This is a genomic window from Bradyrhizobium sp. ARR65, assembly GCF_000472385.1.
GTDB lineage: Bacteria > Pseudomonadota > Alphaproteobacteria > Rhizobiales > Xanthobacteraceae > Bradyrhizobium.
The window spans coordinates 60,783-81,844 of the sequence record NZ_AWZU01000012.1 but is presented as its reverse complement, the minus strand read 5'-3'; the positions used below and the strand labels follow the sequence as shown (position 1 = coordinate 81,844).

At 63.4% G+C, this 21,062-nt stretch carries 16 protein-coding genes; 6 read left to right on the top strand and 10 right to left on the bottom strand.

All coding sequences use genetic code 11. The features are described from left to right. Nucleotides 1–6: 6 nt before the first annotated feature. The 10 genes from F758_RS0115760 to hpaR form a co-directional block, all read right to left on the bottom strand. The gene (locus F758_RS0115760) at nucleotides 7–3,282 is read right to left on the bottom strand and encodes a transglutaminase family protein (RefSeq protein WP_024508756.1); all 3,276 of its coding nucleotides are present in this window, start codon (nucleotides 3,280–3,282) and stop codon (nucleotides 7–9) included. Nucleotides 3,283–4,215: 933 nt separating this feature from the next. Further along, the gene (locus F758_RS0115755; RefSeq protein ID WP_024508755.1) at nucleotides 4,216–4,911 is read right to left on the bottom strand and encodes a CBS domain-containing protein; all 696 of its coding nucleotides are present in this window, start codon (nucleotides 4,909–4,911) and stop codon (nucleotides 4,216–4,218) included. A 306-nt stretch (nucleotides 4,912–5,217) separates the two neighbouring features. Next, entirely contained in the window at nucleotides 5,218–6,741 is a 1,524-nt protein-coding gene (locus F758_RS0115750) for a UxaA family hydrolase (protein WP_024508754.1), read from the bottom strand. A gap of 164 nt (nucleotides 6,742–6,905) precedes the next feature. Next, entirely contained in the window at nucleotides 6,906–7,685 is a 780-nt protein-coding gene (locus F758_RS0115745) for an HpcH/HpaI aldolase family protein (RefSeq protein WP_024508753.1), read from the bottom strand. A gap of 121 nt (nucleotides 7,686–7,806) precedes the next feature. Beyond that, complete coding sequence (locus F758_RS0115740; protein WP_024508752.1) at nucleotides 7,807–8,892, bottom strand: malate/lactate/ureidoglycolate dehydrogenase; 1,086 nt, start codon at nucleotides 8,890–8,892, stop codon at nucleotides 7,807–7,809. A 74-nt stretch (nucleotides 8,893–8,966) separates the two neighbouring features. Next, the gene (locus tag F758_RS0115735; RefSeq protein WP_024508751.1) at nucleotides 8,967–9,698 is read right to left on the bottom strand and encodes an ABC transporter ATP-binding protein; all 732 of its coding nucleotides are present in this window, start codon (nucleotides 9,696–9,698) and stop codon (nucleotides 8,967–8,969) included. Further along, a complete protein-coding gene (locus tag F758_RS0115730) occupies nucleotides 9,699–11,480 on the bottom strand; it encodes a branched-chain amino acid ABC transporter ATP-binding protein/permease (protein ID WP_024508750.1) in 1,782 nt (593 codons plus the stop codon). Then, nucleotides 11,477–12,352, bottom strand: a complete 876-nt coding sequence (locus F758_RS0115725; RefSeq protein ID WP_024508749.1) for a branched-chain amino acid ABC transporter permease — start codon at nucleotides 12,350–12,352, stop codon at nucleotides 11,477–11,479. The genes F758_RS0115730 and F758_RS0115725 overlap by 4 nt, the downstream gene beginning before the upstream one ends. A gap of 86 nt (nucleotides 12,353–12,438) precedes the next feature. Continuing rightward, a complete protein-coding gene (locus tag F758_RS0115720; protein ID WP_024508748.1) occupies nucleotides 12,439–13,587 on the bottom strand; it encodes an ABC transporter substrate-binding protein in 1,149 nt (382 codons plus the stop codon). Nucleotides 13,588–13,819: 232 nt separating this feature from the next. Beyond that, nucleotides 13,820–14,356 carry a homoprotocatechuate degradation operon regulator HpaR gene (hpaR, locus tag F758_RS0115715; RefSeq protein ID WP_024508747.1) on the bottom strand — a complete coding sequence of 179 codons (537 nt, stop codon included), beginning with the start codon at nucleotides 14,354–14,356 and terminating at the stop codon, nucleotides 13,820–13,822. Nucleotides 14,357–14,468: 112 nt separating this feature from the next. Here hpaR and hpaH point away from each other — a divergent pair, with 112 nt between their 5' ends. The 6 genes from hpaH to F758_RS0115685 all read left to right on the top strand — a co-directional run bounded on the left by hpaH (nucleotide 14,469) and on the right by F758_RS0115685 (nucleotide 21,014). Continuing rightward, the gene (gene hpaH, locus F758_RS0115710; RefSeq protein ID WP_024508746.1) at nucleotides 14,469–15,275 is read left to right on the top strand and encodes a 2-oxo-hept-4-ene-1,7-dioate hydratase; all 807 of its coding nucleotides are present in this window, start codon (nucleotides 14,469–14,471) and stop codon (nucleotides 15,273–15,275) included. A 20-nt stretch (nucleotides 15,276–15,295) separates the two neighbouring features. Further along, complete coding sequence (locus tag F758_RS0115705) at nucleotides 15,296–15,694, top strand: 5-carboxymethyl-2-hydroxymuconate Delta-isomerase (protein ID WP_024508745.1); 399 nt, start codon at nucleotides 15,296–15,298, stop codon at nucleotides 15,692–15,694. Continuing rightward, on the top strand, nucleotides 15,687–17,225 hold the full coding sequence (gene hpaE, locus F758_RS0115700; RefSeq protein ID WP_024508744.1) for a 5-carboxymethyl-2-hydroxymuconate semialdehyde dehydrogenase: 1,539 nt from the start codon (nucleotides 15,687–15,689) through the stop codon (nucleotides 17,223–17,225). The genes F758_RS0115705 and hpaE overlap by 8 nt, the downstream gene beginning before the upstream one ends. A gap of 107 nt (nucleotides 17,226–17,332) precedes the next feature. After that, nucleotides 17,333–18,316, top strand: a complete 984-nt coding sequence (gene hpaD, locus F758_RS0115695; protein WP_024508743.1) for a 3,4-dihydroxyphenylacetate 2,3-dioxygenase — start codon at nucleotides 17,333–17,335, stop codon at nucleotides 18,314–18,316. A gap of 172 nt (nucleotides 18,317–18,488) precedes the next feature. Next, nucleotides 18,489–19,361 carry a fumarylacetoacetate hydrolase family protein gene (locus F758_RS0115690; protein ID WP_024508742.1) on the top strand — a complete coding sequence of 291 codons (873 nt, stop codon included), beginning with the start codon at nucleotides 18,489–18,491 and terminating at the stop codon, nucleotides 19,359–19,361. Nucleotides 19,362–19,388: 27 nt separating this feature from the next. Next, nucleotides 19,389–21,014 carry a thiamine pyrophosphate-dependent enzyme gene (locus tag F758_RS0115685; RefSeq protein ID WP_024508741.1) on the top strand — a complete coding sequence of 542 codons (1,626 nt, stop codon included), beginning with the start codon at nucleotides 19,389–19,391 and terminating at the stop codon, nucleotides 21,012–21,014. Nucleotides 21,015–21,062 lie beyond the last annotated feature (48 nt).

Genomic DNA, 21,062 nt, shown 5'->3' with positions numbered 1-21,062 from the left:
TATCTTTCAATGCGGCAGCGGGGTTCTCAAGTCGAGAGTGAGCGGAAATTCGATCGAGCGCTCCTCGCGCGGCGGATCGATCTTGCCGGGGGTGTGGCCGTGATCCTGGAAGCGGGCGAGCCGGCGTGCCTCGGCCTCGTAGGAATTGATCGGCTTTGTTTCATAGTTGCGACCGCCGGGATGGGTCACATGATACACGCAGCCACCGAGGGAGCGGCCGTTCCAGCTATCGATGAGGTCAAAGGTCAGCGGCGCATGGACAGCCATTGTCGGATGCAGGCCGGAGGCCGGCTGCCAGGCCTTGAAGCGCACGCCGGCGACCGCCTCGCCAGCGCGCCCGGTCGCGGTCATCGGCAAGCGCCGGCCGTTGCAGGTGATGATATGGCGCCCCTCGACAAAACCCTCGGCCTTGACCTGCAGCCGCTCGATCGATGAATCGACATAGCGCACGGTGCCGCCCGAAGACCCCTCCTCGCCCAGCACGTGCCAGGGCTCGAGCGCCTGCCGCAGCTCCAGCGAAACGCCGCCATGATGGACCCGGCCGAATGCGGGAAAGCGAAATTCGAGCTGTGCGAGGTACCATTCCGGCGAGAATGGGTAGCCGGAGCGCTTGAGGTCCTCGAGCACGTCCAGGAAGTCTTCCCAGAGAAAATGCGGCAGCATGAAACGATCATGCAAGCTCGTCCCCCAGCGCACGAATTTGCCATCCTGCGGCTCGCGCCAGAGCTTTGCGAGCAGCGCCCGGATCAGAAGCTGCTGCGCCAGCGACATGCGCGGATCCGGCGGCATTTCGAGCGCGCGAAATTCCACGAGGCCGAGCCGGCCAGTCGCGCTATCAGGCGAATAGAGCTTGTCGATGCAGATCTCGGCGCGGTGCGTGTTGCCGGTGATGTCGACGAGGATGTGCCGGAACAGGCGATCGACCAGCCACAGCGGAATCTCGCCACCCGGCGCGGGCACATTCGCGATCGCGATCTCCAGCTCATAGAGGCTGTCATGCCGCGCCTCGTCGATGCGCGGCGCCTGGCTGGTCGGGCCGATGAAGAGGCCGGAGAAGAAGTACGACAGCGAGGGATGGCGCTGCCAATACAATACGAGGCTCTTGAGCAGATCCGGCCGGCGCAGGAAGGGCGAATCCTGCGGCGTAGAGCCGCCGACCACGACATGGTTGCCGCCGCCGGTGCCGGTGTGGCGGCCGTCGATCAGGAAACGATTGGCGCCGAGCCGGCACTTGGCGGCATCTTCATACAGGCCGAAGGTGATGTCGACCGCCTCGCGCCAGCTTGCTGCCGGCTGCACATTGACCTCGATCACGCCGGGATCGGGCGTCACCTTGATCACTTCGATGCGCGGATCAAAGGGTGGCGCATAGCCCTCGACATGGACCTGCATCTGCATGTCTTCGGCGGTCGCTTCAACGGCCGCGACCAACTCCAGGTAATCCTCGAGTTTTTCCACCGGCGGCATGAAGGCGCAGAGCACGCCATCGCGAACCTCGATCGACATCGCGGTGCGCACGCCGCCCTCACCTGCGCGCTGCTGCAGCACCGGCTGTTGCGGCGCGCCGGGCGCCTGGCTTGCGAAGCTGAACACCGGCAGCGGCTCGCGCGGCTCAAGCGGGTCCTGCTCGATAATGTAAGGGTAATCCTCGGCCGGAATGTGCGGCAGCGACGAGATCGGCAGCCGTAGCCCTAGCGGGGAATCGCCGGGCACCAGGAACAGATTGCCGCGCCGGAGCTGCCAGCGTTCGCTCCGCCAGCGTGGGGCTTGCGCATTCCAGCGCTGGATCGGCAGCACGAAACCCTTGGGGACGTTCAGCCCCTGGTCGAAGACGCGCGCCATCCGCGCGCGCTCCTCGGGATCGGCGAGTTTTGAATCGGTCGGGTCGACATTGATGGGCAGCGTGGCTTCGCGCTGCAGCCAATGGTTCGGATCCTCGAAGGCCGAAATGACGTAATCGGGCTCAAGCCCCAGCTTGCGCGCGGTGCCTTGCGCGAACCGCTCGGCCTCGTCGATACCGGCCCTGCGCGGCCGGTCGATATTCGCGATCAGGTCGGCGTTCTTCCAGATCGGCACGCCGTCCTTGCGCCAATAAAGACCAAAGGCCCAGCGCGGCAGGCTCTCGCCCGGATACCATTTGCCCTGCCCGTAATGCAGCAGCCCGCCCGACGCGAAGCGCGCGCGTAAGCGGCGGATCAGGTCATCTGCGAGACCGCGCTTGGTTGGACCAACGGCGGCGACATTCCACTCTGGCGATTCCATATCGTCGATCGAGACGAAAGTCGGCTCGCCGCCCATGGTCAGCCGCATGTCCTGCGCCTTCAGATCGGCATCGACCTGTTCGCCCAATCTGTCGAGCGCGGCCCAGGCCTCATCCGAAAAAGGCTTTGTGATTCGAGGCGCTTCGCGGATGCGCTTCACGCTCATCTCAAATGAGAAGTCGACATCGGCAAAGCCCGCACTGCCGGCGATCGGCGCCGCGGAGCGATAATGCGGCGTGGCCGCGACCGGGATATGCCCTTCGCCGGCCAGCATGCCGGAGGTGGCGTCAAACCCGATCCAGCCCGCGCCGGGCAGATAGACTTCGGCCCAGGCGTGCAGGTCGGTGAAGTCGTTCTCGACCTCAGCCGGCCCCTCGACCGGATCGATATCCGGGCGCAATTGAATGAGATAGCCCGAGACGAAGCGGGCGGCGAGCCCGAGATGCCGCAACGCCTGGATCAAGAGCCAGGCGGAGTCGCGGCATGAGCCGGCGCCTCGGCCAAGCGTCTCCTCCGGCGTCTGAACGCCCGGCTCCATCCTGATGATGTAGCGAATCTTTTTCTGCAAGGTCGCATTGAGATCGACCAGAAAGCTGACGGTCGACTCCGCCTCGCGCGGGATCGAGGCGAGATAGTCCTTGAACAACGGCCCGGGCTCGATCGTCTCGAGATAAGGCGCAAGCTCGGTCTTCAGATCCTTGCTGTAGTCGAATGGGAAGCTGTTGGCATAAGGCTCGACGAAGAAATCGAACGGATTGACCACCGTCATCTGCGCCGTGAAGTCGACCTCGATTTTCAGCTCGGTCGCCTTCTCCGGGAAGACATAGCGCGCGAGCCAATTGCCTTGCGGGTCCTGCTGCCAGTTCACGAAATGGTTTAGCGGCGTGACCTTCAGCGAGTAGGACAGGATCGGCGTCCGCGTATGCGGCGCCGGCCGCAGGCGCACGATTTGGGGGCCGAGATCGATCGGACGGTCGTACTTGTAATGCGTGACGTGATGCAGTGCGACGAAGACCGACACAGGTGGCGCGCTCCAGCAGCTTTTTTGAGCAGAACATTGCTGTGGCGAAGGTTCAAGCATTAACAACGGGCAGTGGGTGCCTAGGAGTCGTGCGTCGTCGCACGTCAGCGGTCCACCGTCATTCCGGGGCGTCGAAGGCGAACCCGGAATCTCGAGATTCTCAGGTGCGCAATTGCGCACCATAGTTCGATGCTTCGCATCGCCCCGGAATGACGGAGAGAGACATAACTCCACGTTCTCGCGGCCCATTGCGCCCGAGGTTTGCATCCGTCTTACCCTCCTCGAAATCGGAGGGTGCAGGGAAGACCGGGTGACCGCTGCACCCGGGGCCCTCGCGCCAGAAAAGATGCGCAAAGGGCGCGTGACCACAGGTACAGGCGGAGACACTCCGGCCTTCCCTGCGCTAGTGGTTTGCGGCTTACTTCGGGCTCTCCTCGGTGAACCAGCTTGATTGCCACCGTCGCCGGTGCGATGCGTAAACATCGCGACCGGCTTGGCGCCTGCATGGGCGCGCCAGGACCACACGACTTCGCCGTCCGCGAATTGTGCCGCTCGTCAGTCAGCACTCCCGCGGCCACCGCATTCCGCTCCACGTTCGTGACGACGCGTACGCCCCTCTTGCCGGTGCGGAACGGGCGCACTTAAGCACGATTTCTGAAAATACGAAACAGAAGAATTTTTGCGGAAAGGACTGGACAGCCCAAATCAGTTTGAGAGTTCAAGCGAAAATCGATTTTGCGCGCGCCCGCTTGCAACGCATTTTGGGGTCGAGTAGCAGCGTGCCCAACGTCCGGCGTCATTGCGAGCGCAAGCGAAGCAATCCAGACTTTCTCCACGGATGCAGTCTGGATTGCCCTCGTCGCTTTCGCTCCTCGAAATGACAAGCCTGGTTGAAGGCGCTTGTCCGGCTCTGCGACTTGATCGGCGGATGTGCTAACCCCGAGGGGAAGTCAACTCCGGATCGCGCGTGAGATGGTCGCTGACGGCGGTCACGCCGGGAATTGCTTCGGCAGCGATCGTGATGGCTTGACGCTCTGTCTCGGATTGGACAAAGCCCCAGAGATCGACAGTGCCGTTCGTGACGGTCACATTCAGCTTGTGAAGGCGGGACCACGGCTGCCTTTTCAGCTCGTCGAGTAGTTTCTCGCGAATCTGGCTGTCCGGCAAAGTGGTTTCGAGCTTGGGCCGAGCGCTTGCGACTGCCTGGATGATGTTGGCGCGGCTGACGATACCGACGAGGTCGCCGCCCTCGTCCAGGATCGGAACGCGCTTGATATGGCTCTCCTCGAACAGGTCGGCGATTTCATAAAGGGGCGTTTCGGGAGAGGCGGTCTTGACGTTGCGCGTCATGACATCCTTCACCTTCACTGCGCGGGATTTCACATAGTCCGCCGCTAGCGCGCGGTCGCCCAGGAGGAGCGACACCCACCAGGAAGACGGACGTTCAGTTCCGGCCTCCGGCCGCCGCATAAGGTCAGCTTCGGTGACAATTCCGACGAGCTTTCCGGCATCGTCGACAACCGGAACTGCGCTGATCCGATTTTCGATCAGAAGCCCGGCCACCTCACGAACAGTCTCGTTTTCTCCCACGGTTATGACGGGAGAGACCATCACATCGCGCGCCTGCATTCGGGCCTCCCTATTTGCAAATGGCTCCTGGCAGTTCAACTTCTTCGCGAGCCGGCGGGTCCGAGGTATCTGCGGTCGCCACAATCACACCGTCGCCGGTTCCGGCCGCCGCTCAAGTCTTGGTTCCGGAACAACGGCGCGCTCGCTTGAAAGTTGAATCTTGATACTTACGCGCAAGGGGCCCGCTTGCGGGAGCGAGGCAGGTTAGCGACTGGCGCCGCGCTTCACTGCGACGAGCGCAAGCGCTCGCGCTGAGGGACGCGGCTTTCGCCGGGGCGATATTGATGAGAGCTGCGTCGCCGACCCTTACATCGTCGCGCCCAGCGTCCAGGGTGCGAACTCGGCGCCGCCGAAATCGAAGCTTTCGCTCTTTGTCGGCTTGCCCGACGCTGTCTTCAAGATCAAATCGAAGATGCGCTCGCCGCATTGCTGCACGGTTTCCTCGCCGTCGAGGATGGTGCCGCAATTGACGTCCATGTCGTCTTCCATGCGCTTGTACATGGGCGTGTTGGTGGCGAGCTTGATCGAGGGCGCAGGCTTGCAGCCGAACACGCTGCCACGGCCGGTGGTGAAGCAGACGAGATTGGCGCCGCCCGCCACTTGGCCCGTGGCCGCGACCGGATCGTAGCCCGGCGTATCCATGAAGACGAAGCCACGCTTGGCGACGGGCTCGGCATAATGCAGCACATCAACGAGGTTGGTGCTGCCGGCCTTCGCCATCGCGCCCAGCGATTTTTCCAAAATCGTGGTCAGGCCGCCGGCCTTGTTGCCGGGGCTCGGATTGGCGTTCATCTCCGCGCCCTCACGCGCGGTATATTCCTCCCACCAGCGCATCAAGGAGACCAGCTTCTCCCCGACCTCCCGGCTGACCGCGCGCCGTGTCAAGAGATGTTCGGCGCCATAGGTCTCGGGGGTTTCGGAGAGGATCACGGTGCCGCCATGGCGCACCACGAGGTCGCTCGCCGCGCCCAGCGCGGGATTGGCGGAGACGCCGGAATAGCCGTCGGAGCCGCCGCATTGCAGCGCCACGACGAGTTCGCTCGCCGGTACGGGCTCGCGCTTGACCTTGTTGGCGTCGGTGAGGGCCTCCTTCACGAAGGCGATGCCCGCCTCCACCGTCTTGCGCGTGCCGCCGACCTCCTGGATGTCCATTGCGCGCAGGCGGCCGGCGAGCTTCTGCTCCTGCATCAGCCCGCCGATCTGGTTGACCTCGCATCCCAAGCCCAGCACGACCACCGCGGCAAAATTCACGTGCCGCGCATAGCCGCCGAGCGTACGGCGGAGCAGCGCAAGCGGCTCGTCCTGGGTCATGCCGCAGCCGGTCTTGTGGGTCAGCGCGACCACGCCGTCGACATTGGGAAAGTCGGCCAGCGGATTGTCGCCGGTGAAGGGATTTTTCTTGAAGACGTCGGCGACCAGCCCCGCGACATGGGCGCTGCAATTCACCGAGGTGAGGATGCCGATATAGTTGCGGGTGGCGACGCGACCATCGGGCCGGCGGATGCCGTCGAAAGTAGCCGGCAAGTCGAAGTTCGGCGTCGGCTTCACGTCGACGCCGAAAGCGTAGTCCTTGGCGAAATCGCCCATGCCGCAATTTTGCGTGTGCACGTGCTGGCCCGGCGCGATCGGCTGCGTTGCAAAGCCGATGATCTGGCCGTAGCGGCGGATCGGCTCGCCGGTCGCGATCGGCTTGATCGCGACCTTATGGCCGGCAGGAATCCGCTCGGCCGTGGTGACGCCATCGGCGACAGCCATCCCTGGCGGCAGGCTCGCACGCGCGATGAGGACGCTGTCGTCCGGGTGCAGGCGAATGACGGGTGCCGGGGTCATGATGGGGTCTCCTCTCGAAATTGCCGCAACATACGCGGACCTCATCCTGAGGAGCAGGCGCAAGCCTGCGTCTCGAAGGATAGTCGCCGATGCCGCGGGGCCTCATGCTTCGAGACGGCCCTTCGGGCCTCCTCAGCATGAGGGGATATAGAGTCGCTTGCGCTTTACGCCTTCCCGCTGGAATCCTTGCGGGTCTGGTTCACCTGCATCTTCGCGTAGGTGGCCATCAACCCAACTTCGTTCGACAACGTCACCAGCTTGAAACCCATGTTGATTGCACGCACCGCGCCTTCGGCGCCGCTGCAATGGATGCCGGGGTTGAGGTTGCGCTTGTCGCACTCCTTCACGATCTTCTCGTAGATCTTCAGGATCTCCGGTTCGTCGCGATCGAGTTTCGGCACGAGGCCGTAGGAGAAGCCGAGATCGGAGGGGCCGATATAGACGCCATCGATGCCTTCGACATCGAGGATCGCTTCCATGTTTTCGACTGCGGTCCTGGTCTCCATCATCGGCAGCAGCACGATCTCGTCGTTGGCGGTCTTCTGATAGGTGCCCGCGGTGCCGTACATGCCGGCGCGGATCGGGCCGTTGGAGCGGGTGCCCGCAGGCGGATATTTGGCATAGGAGACGAGGTTTCTGGCTTCCTGGGGCGTGTTGACCATCGGGCAGATCACGCCATAGGCGCCGCCGTCCAGCACCTTGCCGATGATGCCAGGCTCGTTCCAGGGCACGCGGACCATCGGCGTGATGGGATGGCCGCCCATCGCCTGGAAGCACTCCACCATCGAGATGTAGTCCTGCACGCCATGCTGCATGTCGACGGTGACGCTGTCGAAGCCGCATTGCGCGATCACCTCGGCGGTGAAGCCGGACGGAATCGCAAGCCAGGCGTTCACCACCGCTTTGCCCGAAGCCCAGATCTGCTTGACTTTATTGTTTGCCATGGATCGCGTTTCCTTCCTTTTTGCCCATATCGACCGTCATTGCGAGGAGCGGAGCGACGAAGCAATCCAGAATCTCGCGGCGGTTCTGGATTGCTTCGCTACGCTCGCAATGACGATACCCTCAAGCGGTAGCCCGCTGGATGCTGGTTTCGCTGACGCCGACCTCGCGTGCGGTGTTCACTATCGCCGCCCAGGTATCATCAGGCAAGGGGATGCCGTTCTTTGTGCGTTCGGCGCGGGTCTTGCGTTCGGGATCGCCGGGGATCAGCACCTGATCGACACCGGCCACCGGCTTGGTCGCCCGGATGAAATCGGTATAGCGGGTGACCTCACCGTCGAAGAAGTTCTGGGGATCGACCACCTTGGGGTCGATGTAGAAGGCCAGCATGCCATTGGCGAAGCGGCGGTTCGCGGAAGTGGCGCCGGTGCCGGTCAGGGCGCCGCCGAGCAGCTCGCAGATAAAGGCGAGCCCGGAGCCCTTATGCTCGCCGAACGCGCGGATCGCGCCCGTGCCCTTGGTGTGGTCACGCGGCCCGTCGGGCGTGTAGGGCCCGTAGAGCACATGGGGGTCCTCGCTCAACGTGCCATCCGAATCGATCAAGGCGCCGGTCGGCAGCTTCTTGCCGCCGCGGCTGGCGACCAAGCACTTTCCTTCGGCGACGACCGAGGTGGCGAAATCCAGCACGATGGGATCTTGGCCCTCGCGCGGGATGCCGACGCAGTAGGGCGCGGTCGACAGCCGCTTCTCGACCCCGCCATAGGGCGCCACCAGGAGCGAGCCGGCGGCCGTCACGAAGTGTATGGACACCAAGCCCTCGGCGGCCGCCATTTCGGCCCAGTCGCCGACGCGGCCGAGATGGCCGGAGTTGCGCAGGGCCAGCGCCGCAAGCCCTGCCTTCTTGCATTTTTCAATGCCGATCTTGACCGCCTGTGGCGTCACGGTCTGGCCATAGCCGAACTTGCCGTCGACCACGACGAGCGAGGGCGTATCGACCACGACCTCCGCGGTCTGGTTCGGCACGATCGAGCCCATCTTCTTCCAGCGGATATAGACGGGCACGCGGATCACGCCGTGGCTGTCATGGCCGGTCAGGTTGGCCGTGGTCAGGTAGGTCGCGATGCGCCGTGCCTCCTCGGGCGAGGACTCGGCATGGGAAAAGACATCGGCGACAAAATCGATGAGGTTCTCAACCTTGATCGTGACCATGGATCGTTCGTTCTCTTTTCATCTCGGCATGATCTTCGCGGAAAACCGGCAGCGGCCCTTTCGGATCATACGTCTCACGCAGTCGCAACCTTAGCATGACCGCCGAGATAGGCGGCGCGGATGGCTTCGTTGCCCCACAATTCGTCAGGCTTGCCGCCGAGCACGATCCGGCCGGTTTCCAGCACATAGCCGTAATCGGCGACCGACAAGCCCATGCGCGCATTTTGCTCGACAAGCAAGACCGTCGTGCTCTGCCTGATCTGCGAAATGATCCGGAACACCGCCTGCACGATGACGGGTGCGAGCCCCAGCGAGGGTTCGTCCAGCAGCAACAGGCGCGGCTTCGCCATCAGCCCGCGGGCAACCGCGACCATCTGCAATTGCCCGCCGGAGAGCGTCCAGCCCAGCGCATTGGAGAACGAGCGGATCTCCGGGAACAGGTCGAACATCGCGTCCGCTTCGCGCGAGATCTCCTTGGCGGGGACGCGGCGGTTGGACGCGCCGAGCATGATGTTTTCCTTCACCGACAGGCCGGGAAAGACCCGCCGTCCCTCCGGAACGTGGGAAATGCCGAGCCGCACGATCGCCTCGGGCCCCTGCCCTGCGATGGACTTGCCGTCGAACAGGATGTCGCCGGCGGCCGGTTTTTCCAGGCCCGAGATGGCGCGCAAGGTCGTCGACTTGCCGGCGCCGTTGGCACCCAGCAAAGTCACGACCTTGCCCTGCTCGACGGTGAGCGAGATGCCGCGTAGCGCTTCGATCTCGCCGTAGCGAACCACCAGATCGCGGATTTCGAGCAGCGCCATTTATTCGCTTCCGAGATAGGCGGAGACAACATCGGGATGGCGCAGCACCGCCATCGACTCGCCGTCCGCGATGCGGCGTCCGAAATTGAGCACGGTGATGTGCTGGGCCGCCTCCGAGACCAGCGTCATGTCGTGGTCGATGATCAGGATGGTCAGTCCCTGGGCTGCGATGCGCTTCAAGAGCTCATGAAGCTCGAGCTTTTCGGTGGAGTTCAAGCCCGCCGCGGGCTCGTCGAGCAACAAGAGCGTCGGATTGCCCGCGAGCGCGCGGGCGATCTCGATCAGCCGCTGGTGGCCGTAGGAGAAGCTCGTGATCAGCTCGTTGGCGCGGTGGCCGAGCCCGACAAAGGTCAGCGCTTCCATCGCGCGCTCGGTGAGGGCGGCATCGCCCCCCTGCCCGACCATGGTGTTGCCGCGCCGCTCGGCGCCGATCTCGACATTTTCCAACGCCGTCATCGAGCGGAAGAGACGGATGTTCTGGAAGGTGCGGCCAAGCCCTGCGGCGGTGCGCTGATGCGGCGGCATGTTGGTGATATCGGTGCCGTCGAGCATGATGCTGCCCGAGGTCGCCTTGTAGAGACCGGAGAGCACGTTCAGCGTCGTGGTCTTGCCCGAGCCGTTCGGCCCGATCAGCGCATGCACGCCGCCGCGCCTGACCGCGATGTCGACGCCATCGACCGCCTTGAGGCCGCCGAAATGCTTCGAGAGCCCGCGCACCTCGAGCACGATGTCCCCGCCCACCATCGCCGGCTTCAACAGCAGCGGCTTCACCGCCGCGGGCGCCTGCGTCTTGGCGCGCCACCGCTCGAAGATGTTGGCGACGAAACCCCAGATGCCATCAGGCATGAAGCGGATGATCAGAATGACGAACAGGCCGTAGATCGCGAGATAGAGGCCGGGCACGCTCTTCAGGAAGCGCAGCCATTCCGGAATCAGGATCAACAACCCCGTGCCGATCGCCGAGCCGATTGGTGAGGCGACACCGCCGAGCAGCGACATCGTCAGGAAAACGATGGAGTCGGCGAAAGAGAACTGGTCGGGGCTGATATAGGCGAAGCCGCCGGCAAAGAGACCGCCGGCAAGGCCGCCAAGCACCGCGCAGATCCCAAAGGCGTAGATCTTGGTGCGGAACACGTCGATGCCGTTGACGCCCGCGGCAAGCTCATTGTCGCGCACCGCGCGCATGGCGCGTCCAAGCTTGGTATCCGGCAGGTGCCAGACGATGTAGCCCACGATCGCGAGCACCGCGACACAGAAGGCGAGATAGCCCTGCGAGGTCGAAAACAGAGCCGGCCGGCCGATGTTGGAGACGCCGTCGGGCCCGTGCGTGAGCCAGATCGCGTTGATCATGACGAGCGTGACGATCTGCTGAAACGAGATGGTCACCATGGCGAGATAATGTCCGCCGAGGCGCAGCGTCGACATGCCGAGGAAGGCGCCCGCGACCAGCGCGGCGAGACACCCTGCGAGCAGGCACAGCCAATAGCTCATATGCAGGTCGGCGGTGCCGAGACCGACAGCGTAGGCGCCGAAGCCGAAGAACGCCGCCTGTGCCAGGTTGATCTGCCCGCACAGGCCCAGCACGACCGACAGCCCGAACACCGCGATCGAGAAGGTCGTCGCCTGCATCAGGATGTTGAGGACGTAACCGTCGAACTGCATACCGGCGGCAAGCGCGACCAAGATCGCGGCGGCGACGAAATATGGCAGATGCCGCACGATAAGCGGCTTGCTGCGGATAACGGGAGCCGGCGCCGCCATGTTCTCGCTTCCTGCGCTCATGCCTTTTCCGCCACGCGTTCGCCGAAGATGCCTTGGGGTCGGAAGACCAGGAAGGCGATCAGCACCAGGAAGGCAAAGCCGTCCTTGTAGGGAACCGAAATATACGCTGCCCCGAACGTCTCGATCACGCCGAGCGCCAGCCCGCCGATGATCGCGCCGGCGACATCGCCGAAGCCGCCGATGATGGTCGCGGCAAAGGCCTTCAGCGCGATCGTCGAACCCATCTGGATCGAGACGAACAGGACCGGCGCGACCAGGATGCCGGCCAAGCCGCCGAGCACGGCGGAGTAAATGAAGGTAATCATGATCATGGTGGAGACGGAAATGCCGAGCAGCGAGGCCATCTCCTTGTCCTGCGAGGTCGCCTGCAGCTTCTTGCCGAGCAGCGTATGCTCGAAGAACCAGTAGTTGAAGATCACCAGCGCGATGGTCACCGCGATGATCAGGAGATACTGGCTGTCGAGATAGACCGGCCCGAGCTGGATGCCGGGTGTCTCGAACCAGCCCTGCAGCACCTGCGGCTGCGGGCCGTAGATTGCGAGCACGGAATTGGCGAGCAGGATCGAGGCGCCGATGGTCGCGATGATTACCGGGAGAAAGCTGCGGTGGCGCAGCGGATAGTAGACGCCGAGATTGAAGATAACGCCAAGCAGCGCCATGCCGCCGAGCGCGATCAAGAACGACAGCCAATAGGGCCAGCCGAGATCGACCGCGAACACCACCATCAGATAGGCGGCGACCATGGAGAACTCGCCCTGCGCGAAGTTCACCACATTAGTGGCCCGGAAGATCAGCACGAAGCCGAGCGCAACCAGCGCGTAGACGGCGCCGATCCCGATCCCGGTGAACAAGAGTTGCAGGACGAGATCCATGAGCGGTTTCGCTTGGCTTAAGTCCGTTGGATGATGCGATGGGAGCTTCGGCCTCCGCCGCTTCAGGCGGAGGCCGTGAGCAAGGCTCAATCGGTGAATTCGATGTGCTTGTCGAAGACGATGTTGCCCTTGTCGTTCTTCACGATATTGTAGCCGTGAAGCCCGTCGCCGTTCTGGTCGAAATTATATTCGCCCTCGGCGCCCGGGAATTTCTTGGTCGCCAGGATCGCCTCCCGGATCTTGGCCGGATCGGTCGAACCGGCCTTGTTGATCGCGGCCGACAGCACGCTGACCGCATCGTAGGTCCAGGAGCTCTGGTTATCGGGAGCAACCTTGACGACATCGCGATAGGCCTTGCCGAACGCTTTCGCCGCATCGCTGGAGTCCTCGGCATAGTCGGCGACGCCGAAGGTGTTGTAGAGCGCGGGACCTGCGAGCTTCAGCGCCGTGATGTTGACGATCGAGGGCGAGCCGACCCAGGGAATATTGACGCCGAGCTGACGGAGCTGACGGGCGAAAATGCCGAGATCGTTCTCGAAGGTGAAGTAGGAGCCGAGAATGTCGGCGCCCGACTGCTTGATCGCCAGCACGACGGGCGTGAAGTCCTGGCTCTGGTTGGCGTAGCCCTGATCGAGCACGGCCGGACAGCCGAGCTTTTCCAGCGCCGCCGCCAGCGCCTTGCCGCCGGCGGTGCCGAACGCGTCGGTCGAGTGCAGGATCGCCCACTTCTTCTTGCCCAGCGTGTTGACGCCATATTCGGCGATCACGCGGCCGGAATAGCTGTCATTGGGGCGGAAACGAAACAGCCACTGATTGCCCATGTGGGTGAGATTAGGATCGGTACCGCCGATCATCACGGGCTTGCCGAGCTTGAGCACGTCGGGCGCCATGGCGTGCACCTGCGTGGAGCGGATCGAGCCGAGGAAGGCGACGATGTCCGGTTGCGCGGCGAGCTTGGAGAATGCGAGCACGATGCCGGGATTGGTGGTCTGATCATCCTCGATGACCAGCTCCGCCTGCTTGCCCAGGATGCCACCGGCCTTGTTGACCGCTTCGAGCGCGATCTTGGCGCCCTGAATGGCGTAGCGGCCGGATTCCGCGGCGGGACCCGTCACCGGCGCGCACATGCCGATCTTGATGGTCGCGGCGCCTTCCGCCCGCGCGCTCTTGATGATGTAAGGTGCTGCAAGTCCGGCGGCGAGACCGGCCGCGAAATCGCGTCTCGTCAGTTTCATTCCTACCTCCCTGAGGCCGGGCATCCTTGTCGGCCCTTCTTGGTATTGGCGATCGCGCGCGATCGCGAAAACCGGGTGCTCTTTAAGGGCTCTCGCGGCGAGAGTAAATTGTTATCGCAGCGATTTCGACTAACGGCGCAGAAAGGCCGTAAACAAGGACGTTTCTGTGCTCAAACCCTGTGCAGAAGTTACAGCTATGCGTCCCGCCGCAGATCATCATGCAAATTTGCATTTACTCCTGTTCTGATGCCGCGGCCTCGCTCGCCTCCTCCGTGTCGAGGCCGGCGAGGCTCGCCTCGAGCGCGCCGAGCATCGCATGGAGCTCGGCGAGCTTGCGCGCGCCGTAGCGCCTCGTGATCGCGGCGTAGATCGCTTCCGACGACGGCGCGACCTCTTCCATCAGCTTGAGGCCCTTTTCGGAAATCGAGACCACACCGCGACGCAGATCGGTTTCAGCGGTTCGGCGCTCGATCAGCCGGCGCGCTTCCAGATCGCGCAGGATGCGCGACAGGCTCGGCCCCAGCAGAAAAGCGGTGCGCGCGAGTTCCGTCACCTCGCTCGCGTCGACGGCTGCAAGCGCGCGCAGGATTCGCCACTGCTGCTCGGTCAGCCCATGTCGCCGCAGCGACGGGCGGAATTGCCGCATCACGGCTTCGCGCGCCCGCAGCAGCGCCATCGGCAGCGAACGCGAGAACTCGCGCATCGGCACCCGATGTCCCTGCAACGCAGGGCTCACGCCCGATCGCCTCGATGATTTCGTTCGCCCCATCAGCCCTTCCGATCCGCAGTAAAATTTCGCAATGCAGCAAACATCAATTCGATTTGCCCGGATAAACTTAACATGTTAAGTATTTGCCCGCAGCAAGTTTTCGCGAGCGCGCATGGCCCTTTCTCAGCAAGATATCCGCGTTGCGGCCGAGCGCCTGCATCAGGCGGAAAAGAGCCGCCGGCAGATCCGGCAGTTGTCGCAGGAATTCCCTGCCATCACCATCGAGGATGCCTACGCGATTCAAACGGCGTGGATCGAGATCAAGCGCGCCGAAGGACGCCTCGTCAAAGGCCACAAGATCGGCCTCACCTCGAAGGCGATGCAGAGCGCGCTTAATATCGACGAGCCTGACTCCGGCGTGCTGCTCGACGACATGTTCTTTGCCGATGGCGGGCTCGTGCCCTCGGACCGCTTCATCGCCACGCGCGTAGAGGTCGAGCTCGCTTTCATCATGGGCAAGCACCTTTCGGGACCCGATTGCACGTTGTTCGACGTGCTCAATGCAACGGAGTTCGTGGTGCCCGCGTTGGAAATCCTCGACACGCGCATCCAGCGCGTCGATCCGGAAACCAAGGCGACGCGGAAAATCTTTGATACGATCGCGGACAATGCGGCCAATGCCGGCATCGTGCTCGGCGGCCGGCCGTTGCGGCCGCTGGACGCCGACCTGCGCTGGATCGGTGCGCTCTGCTACCGCAATGGCCAATTGGAAGAGACGGGATTGGCGGCCGGCGTGCTCAATCATCCCGCCACCGCGGTCGCCTGGCTCGCCAACAAGATCGCGCCGCTGGGGCTCGCGTTGGAGCCTGGCCAGGTGGTTCTGGCCGGCTCGTTCATTCGCCCGATCGAGACCCGCAAGGGCGATACCGTCCAGGCCGACTATGGCCCTTACGGAACCGTCAGTTGTTATTTCGCCTGATCTTGCGCGTGGAGTAGACAATGCCGCATTTCACGATCGAATACTCCGCCAACCTCGATGGGCGTCTCGATATGGCTGAGGTAGTTGAGGTCGTTCGCAGGGCCGCGGTGGAAACCGGCATCTTCCCGCTCGGCGGCATCCGCGTCCGCGCCATCCGCTGCGAGCATTATGCCATAGCGGACGGCAAGAAGGACTACGGCTTTCTCGACATGGTGCTGCGGCTTGGCGAGGGCCGCGATCTCGCCACGCGCAAGACGGCGGGCGAGCACGTCTTTCGCTCACTCTCCGAACAACTTGATCCCCTATTCAAGGCCAGCAAGTTCGCGCTGTCGTTCGATATGCAGATCAACGACAAGGAGACGAGCTTCAAGCGCAACAACATCCACGAAGCGCTCAAAACGGAGGCTGTTCATGGATAAGGCGACGGCCAAAGCCGATCAGTTCAAGGCCAATCTCGACCGCGCCGCGCCGCTGCTTGCCAAACTGAAAGCTGACGGCATCGGCCACATGATCGACGGCAAGACTGTGCCGTCGATCTCGGGCGCAACCTTCGAGACCAAATCGCCGGTGGATGGCGCGGTCCTCGCGACCGTCGCCCGTGGCAATGCCGAGGACATCGACCGTGCCGCCACCGTCGCGGCGGAAGCTTTCCCTGCCTGGCGCGAGATGTCCGCCTCGCTGCGCCGCAAGCTGCTGCATCGCGCGGCCGACGCGATCGAGGACCACGCCGAGGATATCGCCGTGCTCGAATGCATCGATACCGGCCAGGCCCATCGCTTCATGGCCAAGGCCGCGATCAGGGCGGCGGAAAACTTCCGCTTCTTCGCGGATAAATGCGCCGATGCCCGCGACGGTCTCAACATGCCGAGCGATGAGCATTGGAATATCTCCACGCGCGTGCCGATCGGCCCGGTCGGCGTGATCACGCCCTGGAATACGCCGTTCATGCTCTCGACCTGGAAGATCGCGCCGGCGCTTGCCGCCGGCTGTACGGTCGTACACAAGCCGGCGGAATGGTCGCCGGTCACGGCCGATCTGCTTGCAAAGATCGTCAAGGAAGCCGGCATTCCCGATGGGGTGCTCAACACCGTGCACGGCTTTGGTGAAGAGGCCGGCAAGGCGCTGACGGAGCACCCCGCGATCAAGGCGATCGGCTTTGTCGGCGAAAGCGCGACGGGTTCGGCGATCATGGCGCAGGGAGCGCCGACCCTAAAGCGCGTGCATTTCGAGCTCGGCGGCAAGAATCCGGTGATCGTATTCGACGACGCCGATCTGGACCGCGCGCTGGACGCGGTAGTGTTCATGATCTACTCGCTCAATGGCGAGCGCTGCACCTCATCGAGCCGGCTGTTGATCCAGCAGAGCATCGCGGAGCCCTTCGTCGAAAAGCTCGCCGCGCGGGTGAAGGCGCTCAAGGTCGGCCATCCCCTCGATCCCGCGACCGAGATTGGACCGCTGATTCACGAGCGGCATCTGGCAAAGGTCTGCTCCTATTTCGACGTCGCGCGGCAGGATGGTGCCGTAGTCGCCGTCGGCGGCAAGCCTCATGATGGTCCGGGCGGCGGGCATTACGTGCAGCCGACGCTGGTCACCGGCGCACACTCAAAGATGCGGGTCGCGCAGGAGGAAGTGTTCGGTCCGTTCCTGACGGTCATTCCGTTTCGTGACGAGAAGGACGCCATCGCAATCGCCAATGACGTGAAATACGGCCTCACCGGCTATGTCTGGACCAACGATATGGGCCGCGCCTTGCGCGTTGCCGACGCGCTGGAAGCCGGCATGATCTGGCTCAATTCGGAAAATGTCCGCCACCTGCCGACGCCATTCGGCGGCATGAAGGCGTCCGGAATCGGCCGCGACGGCGGCGACTACTCGTTCGACTTCTACATGGAAACCAAGCACGTCTCGCTGGCGCGAGGCACGCACAAAATTCAGAGACTGGGAGTTTAGCCACACTCGTCATTCCGGGGCATCGCGCAGCGATGAACCCGGAATCTCGAGATTCCGGGTTCCGTGCTGCGCACGGCCCCGGAATGACAAATCGGGGGAGAGAAACAATGCCCGTTCCACAACACGTCTTCGACCCGCCCTTCAACATCATCCGTTCAAGTCACGTCGTCCTTGACGTGACGGATCTTCAGCTCAGCCGCAGCTTTTACGAGACCACCGTCGGCCTGCATGTCGAGGATGCCGACGACAACACCATCTACTTGCGCGCGGCAGAAGAGCATCAGCATCACTCGCTGGTGCTGCGGAAAGCTCCGGCGCCCGCCTGCAATCGATTGGGATTCAAAGTCGGCAATGAGGCCGATCTCGACAAGGCCGCCTCGTTTTTCAAGGAGAACGGCATCGCTTGCGCCTTTGCGGACCAGCCGTTCCAGGGTCGCACCCTGCAGTTCACCGATCCCTTCGGCTTCCAGATCGAGCTTTATGCGTCGATGGAGAAGCGGCCGCATCTGTTGCGCCGTTACGATCTCTACAAGGGCTGTCATCCGCAACGGCTCGATCATTTCAACGTGTTTGCCGCCGAGGTGCAGGACACCGTCGACTTCTACGCCCGGCTCGGGTTCCGCCTCACCGAATATGCCGAGGAGGACGGGCCTAACGGCCGCATGGCGGCGGCCTGGCTGCATCGCAAGGGCAATGTACACGACTTTGCGCTGACCAATGGCGAGGGCCCTCGCCTGCACCATTTCGCCTATTGGGTGCCCACGGCAATGAACGTCCTGCATCTTTGCGACGTCATGGCCTCCAGCGGATATCTGAAAAATCTTGAGCGCGGGCCCGGCCGGCACGGCATCTCGAACGCGTTCTTTCTTTACGTGCGCGACCCCGACGGCCATCGGCTGGAGCTCTACACCAGCGACTACTTTACGATGGACCATGATCACGCTCCCTTGCGCTGGTCGCTGAAGGATCCGCGGCGGCAGACGCTGTGGGGCGCGCCCGCGCCACGCTCATGGTTCGAGCAGGGCTCGCCGTTTACCGGACAAAAGGTGCGCGAGCCGCTGTTTGTTGCTGATGTGACGGTTGCGGATTGATGATGATTGCCCACGAAGATTCCCGCCACGAGCCGTCCCGGCGAAGGTCGGGACCCATAAGCACAGGGCGCAGTTGGGACGACGGGCGTCTTCCAGCGCGCCTGACTGAGAGGTCACGCCGTATGGGTCCCGGCTCGCGCTTCGCTTGGCCGGGACGACGATGGAGGGCGCGATGACCTTGCTTCGCCTTGCGACATATTCCGTTGGCGGCACGCCGAAATACGGCGCCGTGCTCGACAACGGCATCGTCGATCTCTCGGCGCGCTATGGCAAAGACTACCCGACGCTGCGGGAGGTCATCGCCGCCGGCACGCTCTTAAAGCTCGCGGACGAAGCCGTGCGGCAATCGCCCGATCATCCGCTGGAAGCTATCACCTGGTTGCCGCCGATTCCCGCGCCGGAAAAGATCATCTGCATCGGCGTGAATTATCCGGATCGCAACGCGGAATACAAGGACGGCCAGGATGCGCCGAAATATCCGTCGATGTTCATGCGCACACCGCGATCCTTCGTCGGCCACAATACGCTGCTGGTGCGCCCGCGCGCCTCGCAGCAGCTCGATTACGAGGGCGAGGTGGTGCTGGTGATCGGCAAATCAGGCCGGCACATTTCGGAAAGTGCGGCCCTTGACCACATCGCAGCGCTGACGCTCTGCAATGAGGGCAGCATCCGCGACTGGCTGCGGCATGCCAAGTTCAACGTGACCCAAGGCAAGAATTTTGATGCCAGCGGCAGCCTCGGCCCTTGGCTCGTCCCCTACACCAGCGAAAACCAGATCGCCGATATCCGCCTGACCACCCGCGTCAACCGCGAGACGCGGCAGGACGATCGCACGTCGCGGCTGATCTTTCCGTTCCGCTATCTGATCAGCTACATCTCGACTTTCACCACGCTCGTTCCGGGTGACGTCATCGTGACTGGCACTCCGACCGGAGCCGGCGCACGATTCGATCCGCCGCGCTATCTCAAGCCCGGCGATGTCGTCGAAGTCGAAGCCGAAGGCATCGGCCTGCTGCGCAACGGCGTGGTCGACGAAGTGCTCTAAGCCACAAGCAATCAACTGGATCCCGCAATGACCACAATGACCGGCGGCGAAGCGATCGTGAGCGGCCTTGTCGCTCACGGCATCAACACGGTGTTCGGCCTGCCCGGCGCGCAGGTTTACGGCTTGTTCGACGCGTTCCAACAGGCGCAGTTGAAGGTGATCGGCGCACGGCATGAGCAGGCCTGCGGCTACATGGCCTACGGCTATGCGCGATCGAGCGGCAAGGTAGGCGTGTTCAGCGTCGTGCCCGGCCCCGGAGTGCTCAATGCGGGCGCGGCCATGCTGACCGCCTTCGGCTCGAACGAGCCGGTGCTGTGTCTGACTGGACAGGTGCCGACGGAATTTTTGGGCAAGGGGCGCGGGCATCTGCATGAGATGCCGGACCAGCTTGCGACCTTGCGCACCTTCGTGAAGTGGGCGGAGCGCATCGAATATCCCGATGTAGCGCCCACGCTCGTGGCGCGTGCGTTCCAGGAAATGTTGTCGGGACGGCGTGGCCCGGCTGCGCTGGAAATGCCCTGGGACGTGTTCACGCAACGCACGGCAACAGGTCCGGCGAAAGTGTTCGAAGCATTCCCCGCGCCGCTTGCAGATCCCGATCGCATCAAGAATGCAGCGGCATTGATTGCCGCCAGCAAGCGGCCGATGATCTTTGTCGGCAGCGGCGCCACCGATGCGCGGGAAGAGATTCTCGAACTTGCCGAACTGATCGATGCGCCGGTGGTGGCGTTCCGCAGCGGACGTGGCATCGTCTCCAACGCGCATGAATTGGGATTGACCATCGCGGCCGCCTACAAGCTCTGGCCGCAGACCGACCTGATGCTCGGCATCGGCACCCGCATGGAGTTGCCCACCATGTTCCGCTGGCCGTTCCGGCCCGAGGGCATCAAATCGGTGCGCATCGATATCGATCCGGTGGAGATGCGGCGGCTCACGCCCGACGTCGCGGTCATAGCGGATGCGAAGGCGGGCACGCGCGACCTGCTCGCGGCCGTCCGCAAGGCCGGCTACCGCAAGACCAGCGGCCGGCGCGCGGAGATCGCCGAAGCCTCCGCCGCTGCGCTCAAGGACATTCAGCAGGTGCAGCCGCAAATGGCCTATCTGAACATCCTGCGCGAGGTTCTGCCGGACAACGCCATCGTCACCGACGAACTGTCGCAGGTCGGCTTTGCCTCCTGGTACGGCTTCCCGGTCTACGAGCCGCGCACCTTCATCACCTCGGGCTATCAGGGCACGCTCGGCTCGGGCTTTCCGACCGCGCTCGGCGCCAAGGTCGCCAATCCCGACAAGGCGGTGGTCGCCATCACCGGCGACGGTGGCTTCATGTTCGGCGTGCAGGAGCTCGCAACCGCCGTGCAATTCAACATCGGCGTGGTGACGCTGGTGTTCAACAACAATGCCTACGGCAATGTCCGGCGCGACCAGCGCAACCGCTTTGAGGGCCGCGTGGTGGCGGCCGACCTGGTCAACCCGGATTTTGTCAAGCTCGCGGAGTCCTTTGGCGTCGCAGCCAGCCGCGTCACCTCGCCGGATCACTTCCGGCCCGCGCTGGAAAAGGCGCTGGCGCATGGCGGGCCGTATCTGGTCGCGATCGAGGTGGAAAGAGATTCGGAAGTCTCGCCCTGGACGTTCATTCATCCGACGCGGCCGTAGTGACCGCCGCCGTTGTTCTCCGTCATTCCGGGGCGCTCGCGACTAGCG

Excerpts from the sequence above, each read along its gene's own strand:
- F758_RS0115705 (WP_024508745.1), top strand. The coding sequence starts at position 15,296 with ATGCCGCATTTCACGATCGAATACTCCGCCAACCTCGATGGGCGTCTC.
- F758_RS0115685 (WP_024508741.1), top strand. The coding sequence starts at position 19,389 with ATGACCACAATGACCGGCGGCGAAGCGATCGTGAGCGGCCTTGTCGCT.
- hpaD (WP_024508743.1), top strand. The coding sequence starts at position 17,333 with ATGCCCGTTCCACAACACGTCTTCGACCCGCCCTTCAACATCATCCGT.
- F758_RS0115755 (WP_024508755.1), bottom strand. The coding sequence starts at position 4,911 with ATGCAGGCGCGCGATGTGATGGTCTCTCCCGTCATAACCGTGGGAGAA.
- hpaE (WP_024508744.1), top strand. The coding sequence starts at position 15,687 with ATGGATAAGGCGACGGCCAAAGCCGATCAGTTCAAGGCCAATCTCGAC.
- F758_RS0115740 (WP_024508752.1), bottom strand. The coding sequence starts at position 8,892 with ATGGTCACGATCAAGGTTGAGAACCTCATCGATTTTGTCGCCGATGTC.
- F758_RS0115725 (WP_024508749.1), bottom strand. The coding sequence starts at position 12,352 with ATGGATCTCGTCCTGCAACTCTTGTTCACCGGGATCGGGATCGGCGCC.
- F758_RS0115745 (WP_024508753.1), bottom strand. The coding sequence starts at position 7,685 with ATGGCAAACAATAAAGTCAAGCAGATCTGGGCTTCGGGCAAAGCGGTG.
- F758_RS0115750 (WP_024508754.1), bottom strand. The coding sequence starts at position 6,741 with ATGACCCCGGCACCCGTCATTCGCCTGCACCCGGACGACAGCGTCCTC.
- F758_RS0115735 (WP_024508751.1), bottom strand. The coding sequence starts at position 9,698 with ATGGCGCTGCTCGAAATCCGCGATCTGGTGGTTCGCTACGGCGAGATC.
- F758_RS0115730 (WP_024508750.1), bottom strand. The coding sequence starts at position 11,480 with ATGAGCGCAGGAAGCGAGAACATGGCGGCGCCGGCTCCCGTTATCCGC.
- F758_RS0115720 (WP_024508748.1), bottom strand. The coding sequence starts at position 13,587 with ATGAAACTGACGAGACGCGATTTCGCGGCCGGTCTCGCCGCCGGACTT.
- hpaH (WP_024508746.1), top strand. The coding sequence starts at position 14,469 with ATGGCCCTTTCTCAGCAAGATATCCGCGTTGCGGCCGAGCGCCTGCAT.
- F758_RS0115690 (WP_024508742.1), top strand. The coding sequence starts at position 18,489 with ATGACCTTGCTTCGCCTTGCGACATATTCCGTTGGCGGCACGCCGAAA.
- hpaR (WP_024508747.1), bottom strand. The coding sequence starts at position 14,356 with ATGGGGCGAACGAAATCATCGAGGCGATCGGGCGTGAGCCCTGCGTTG.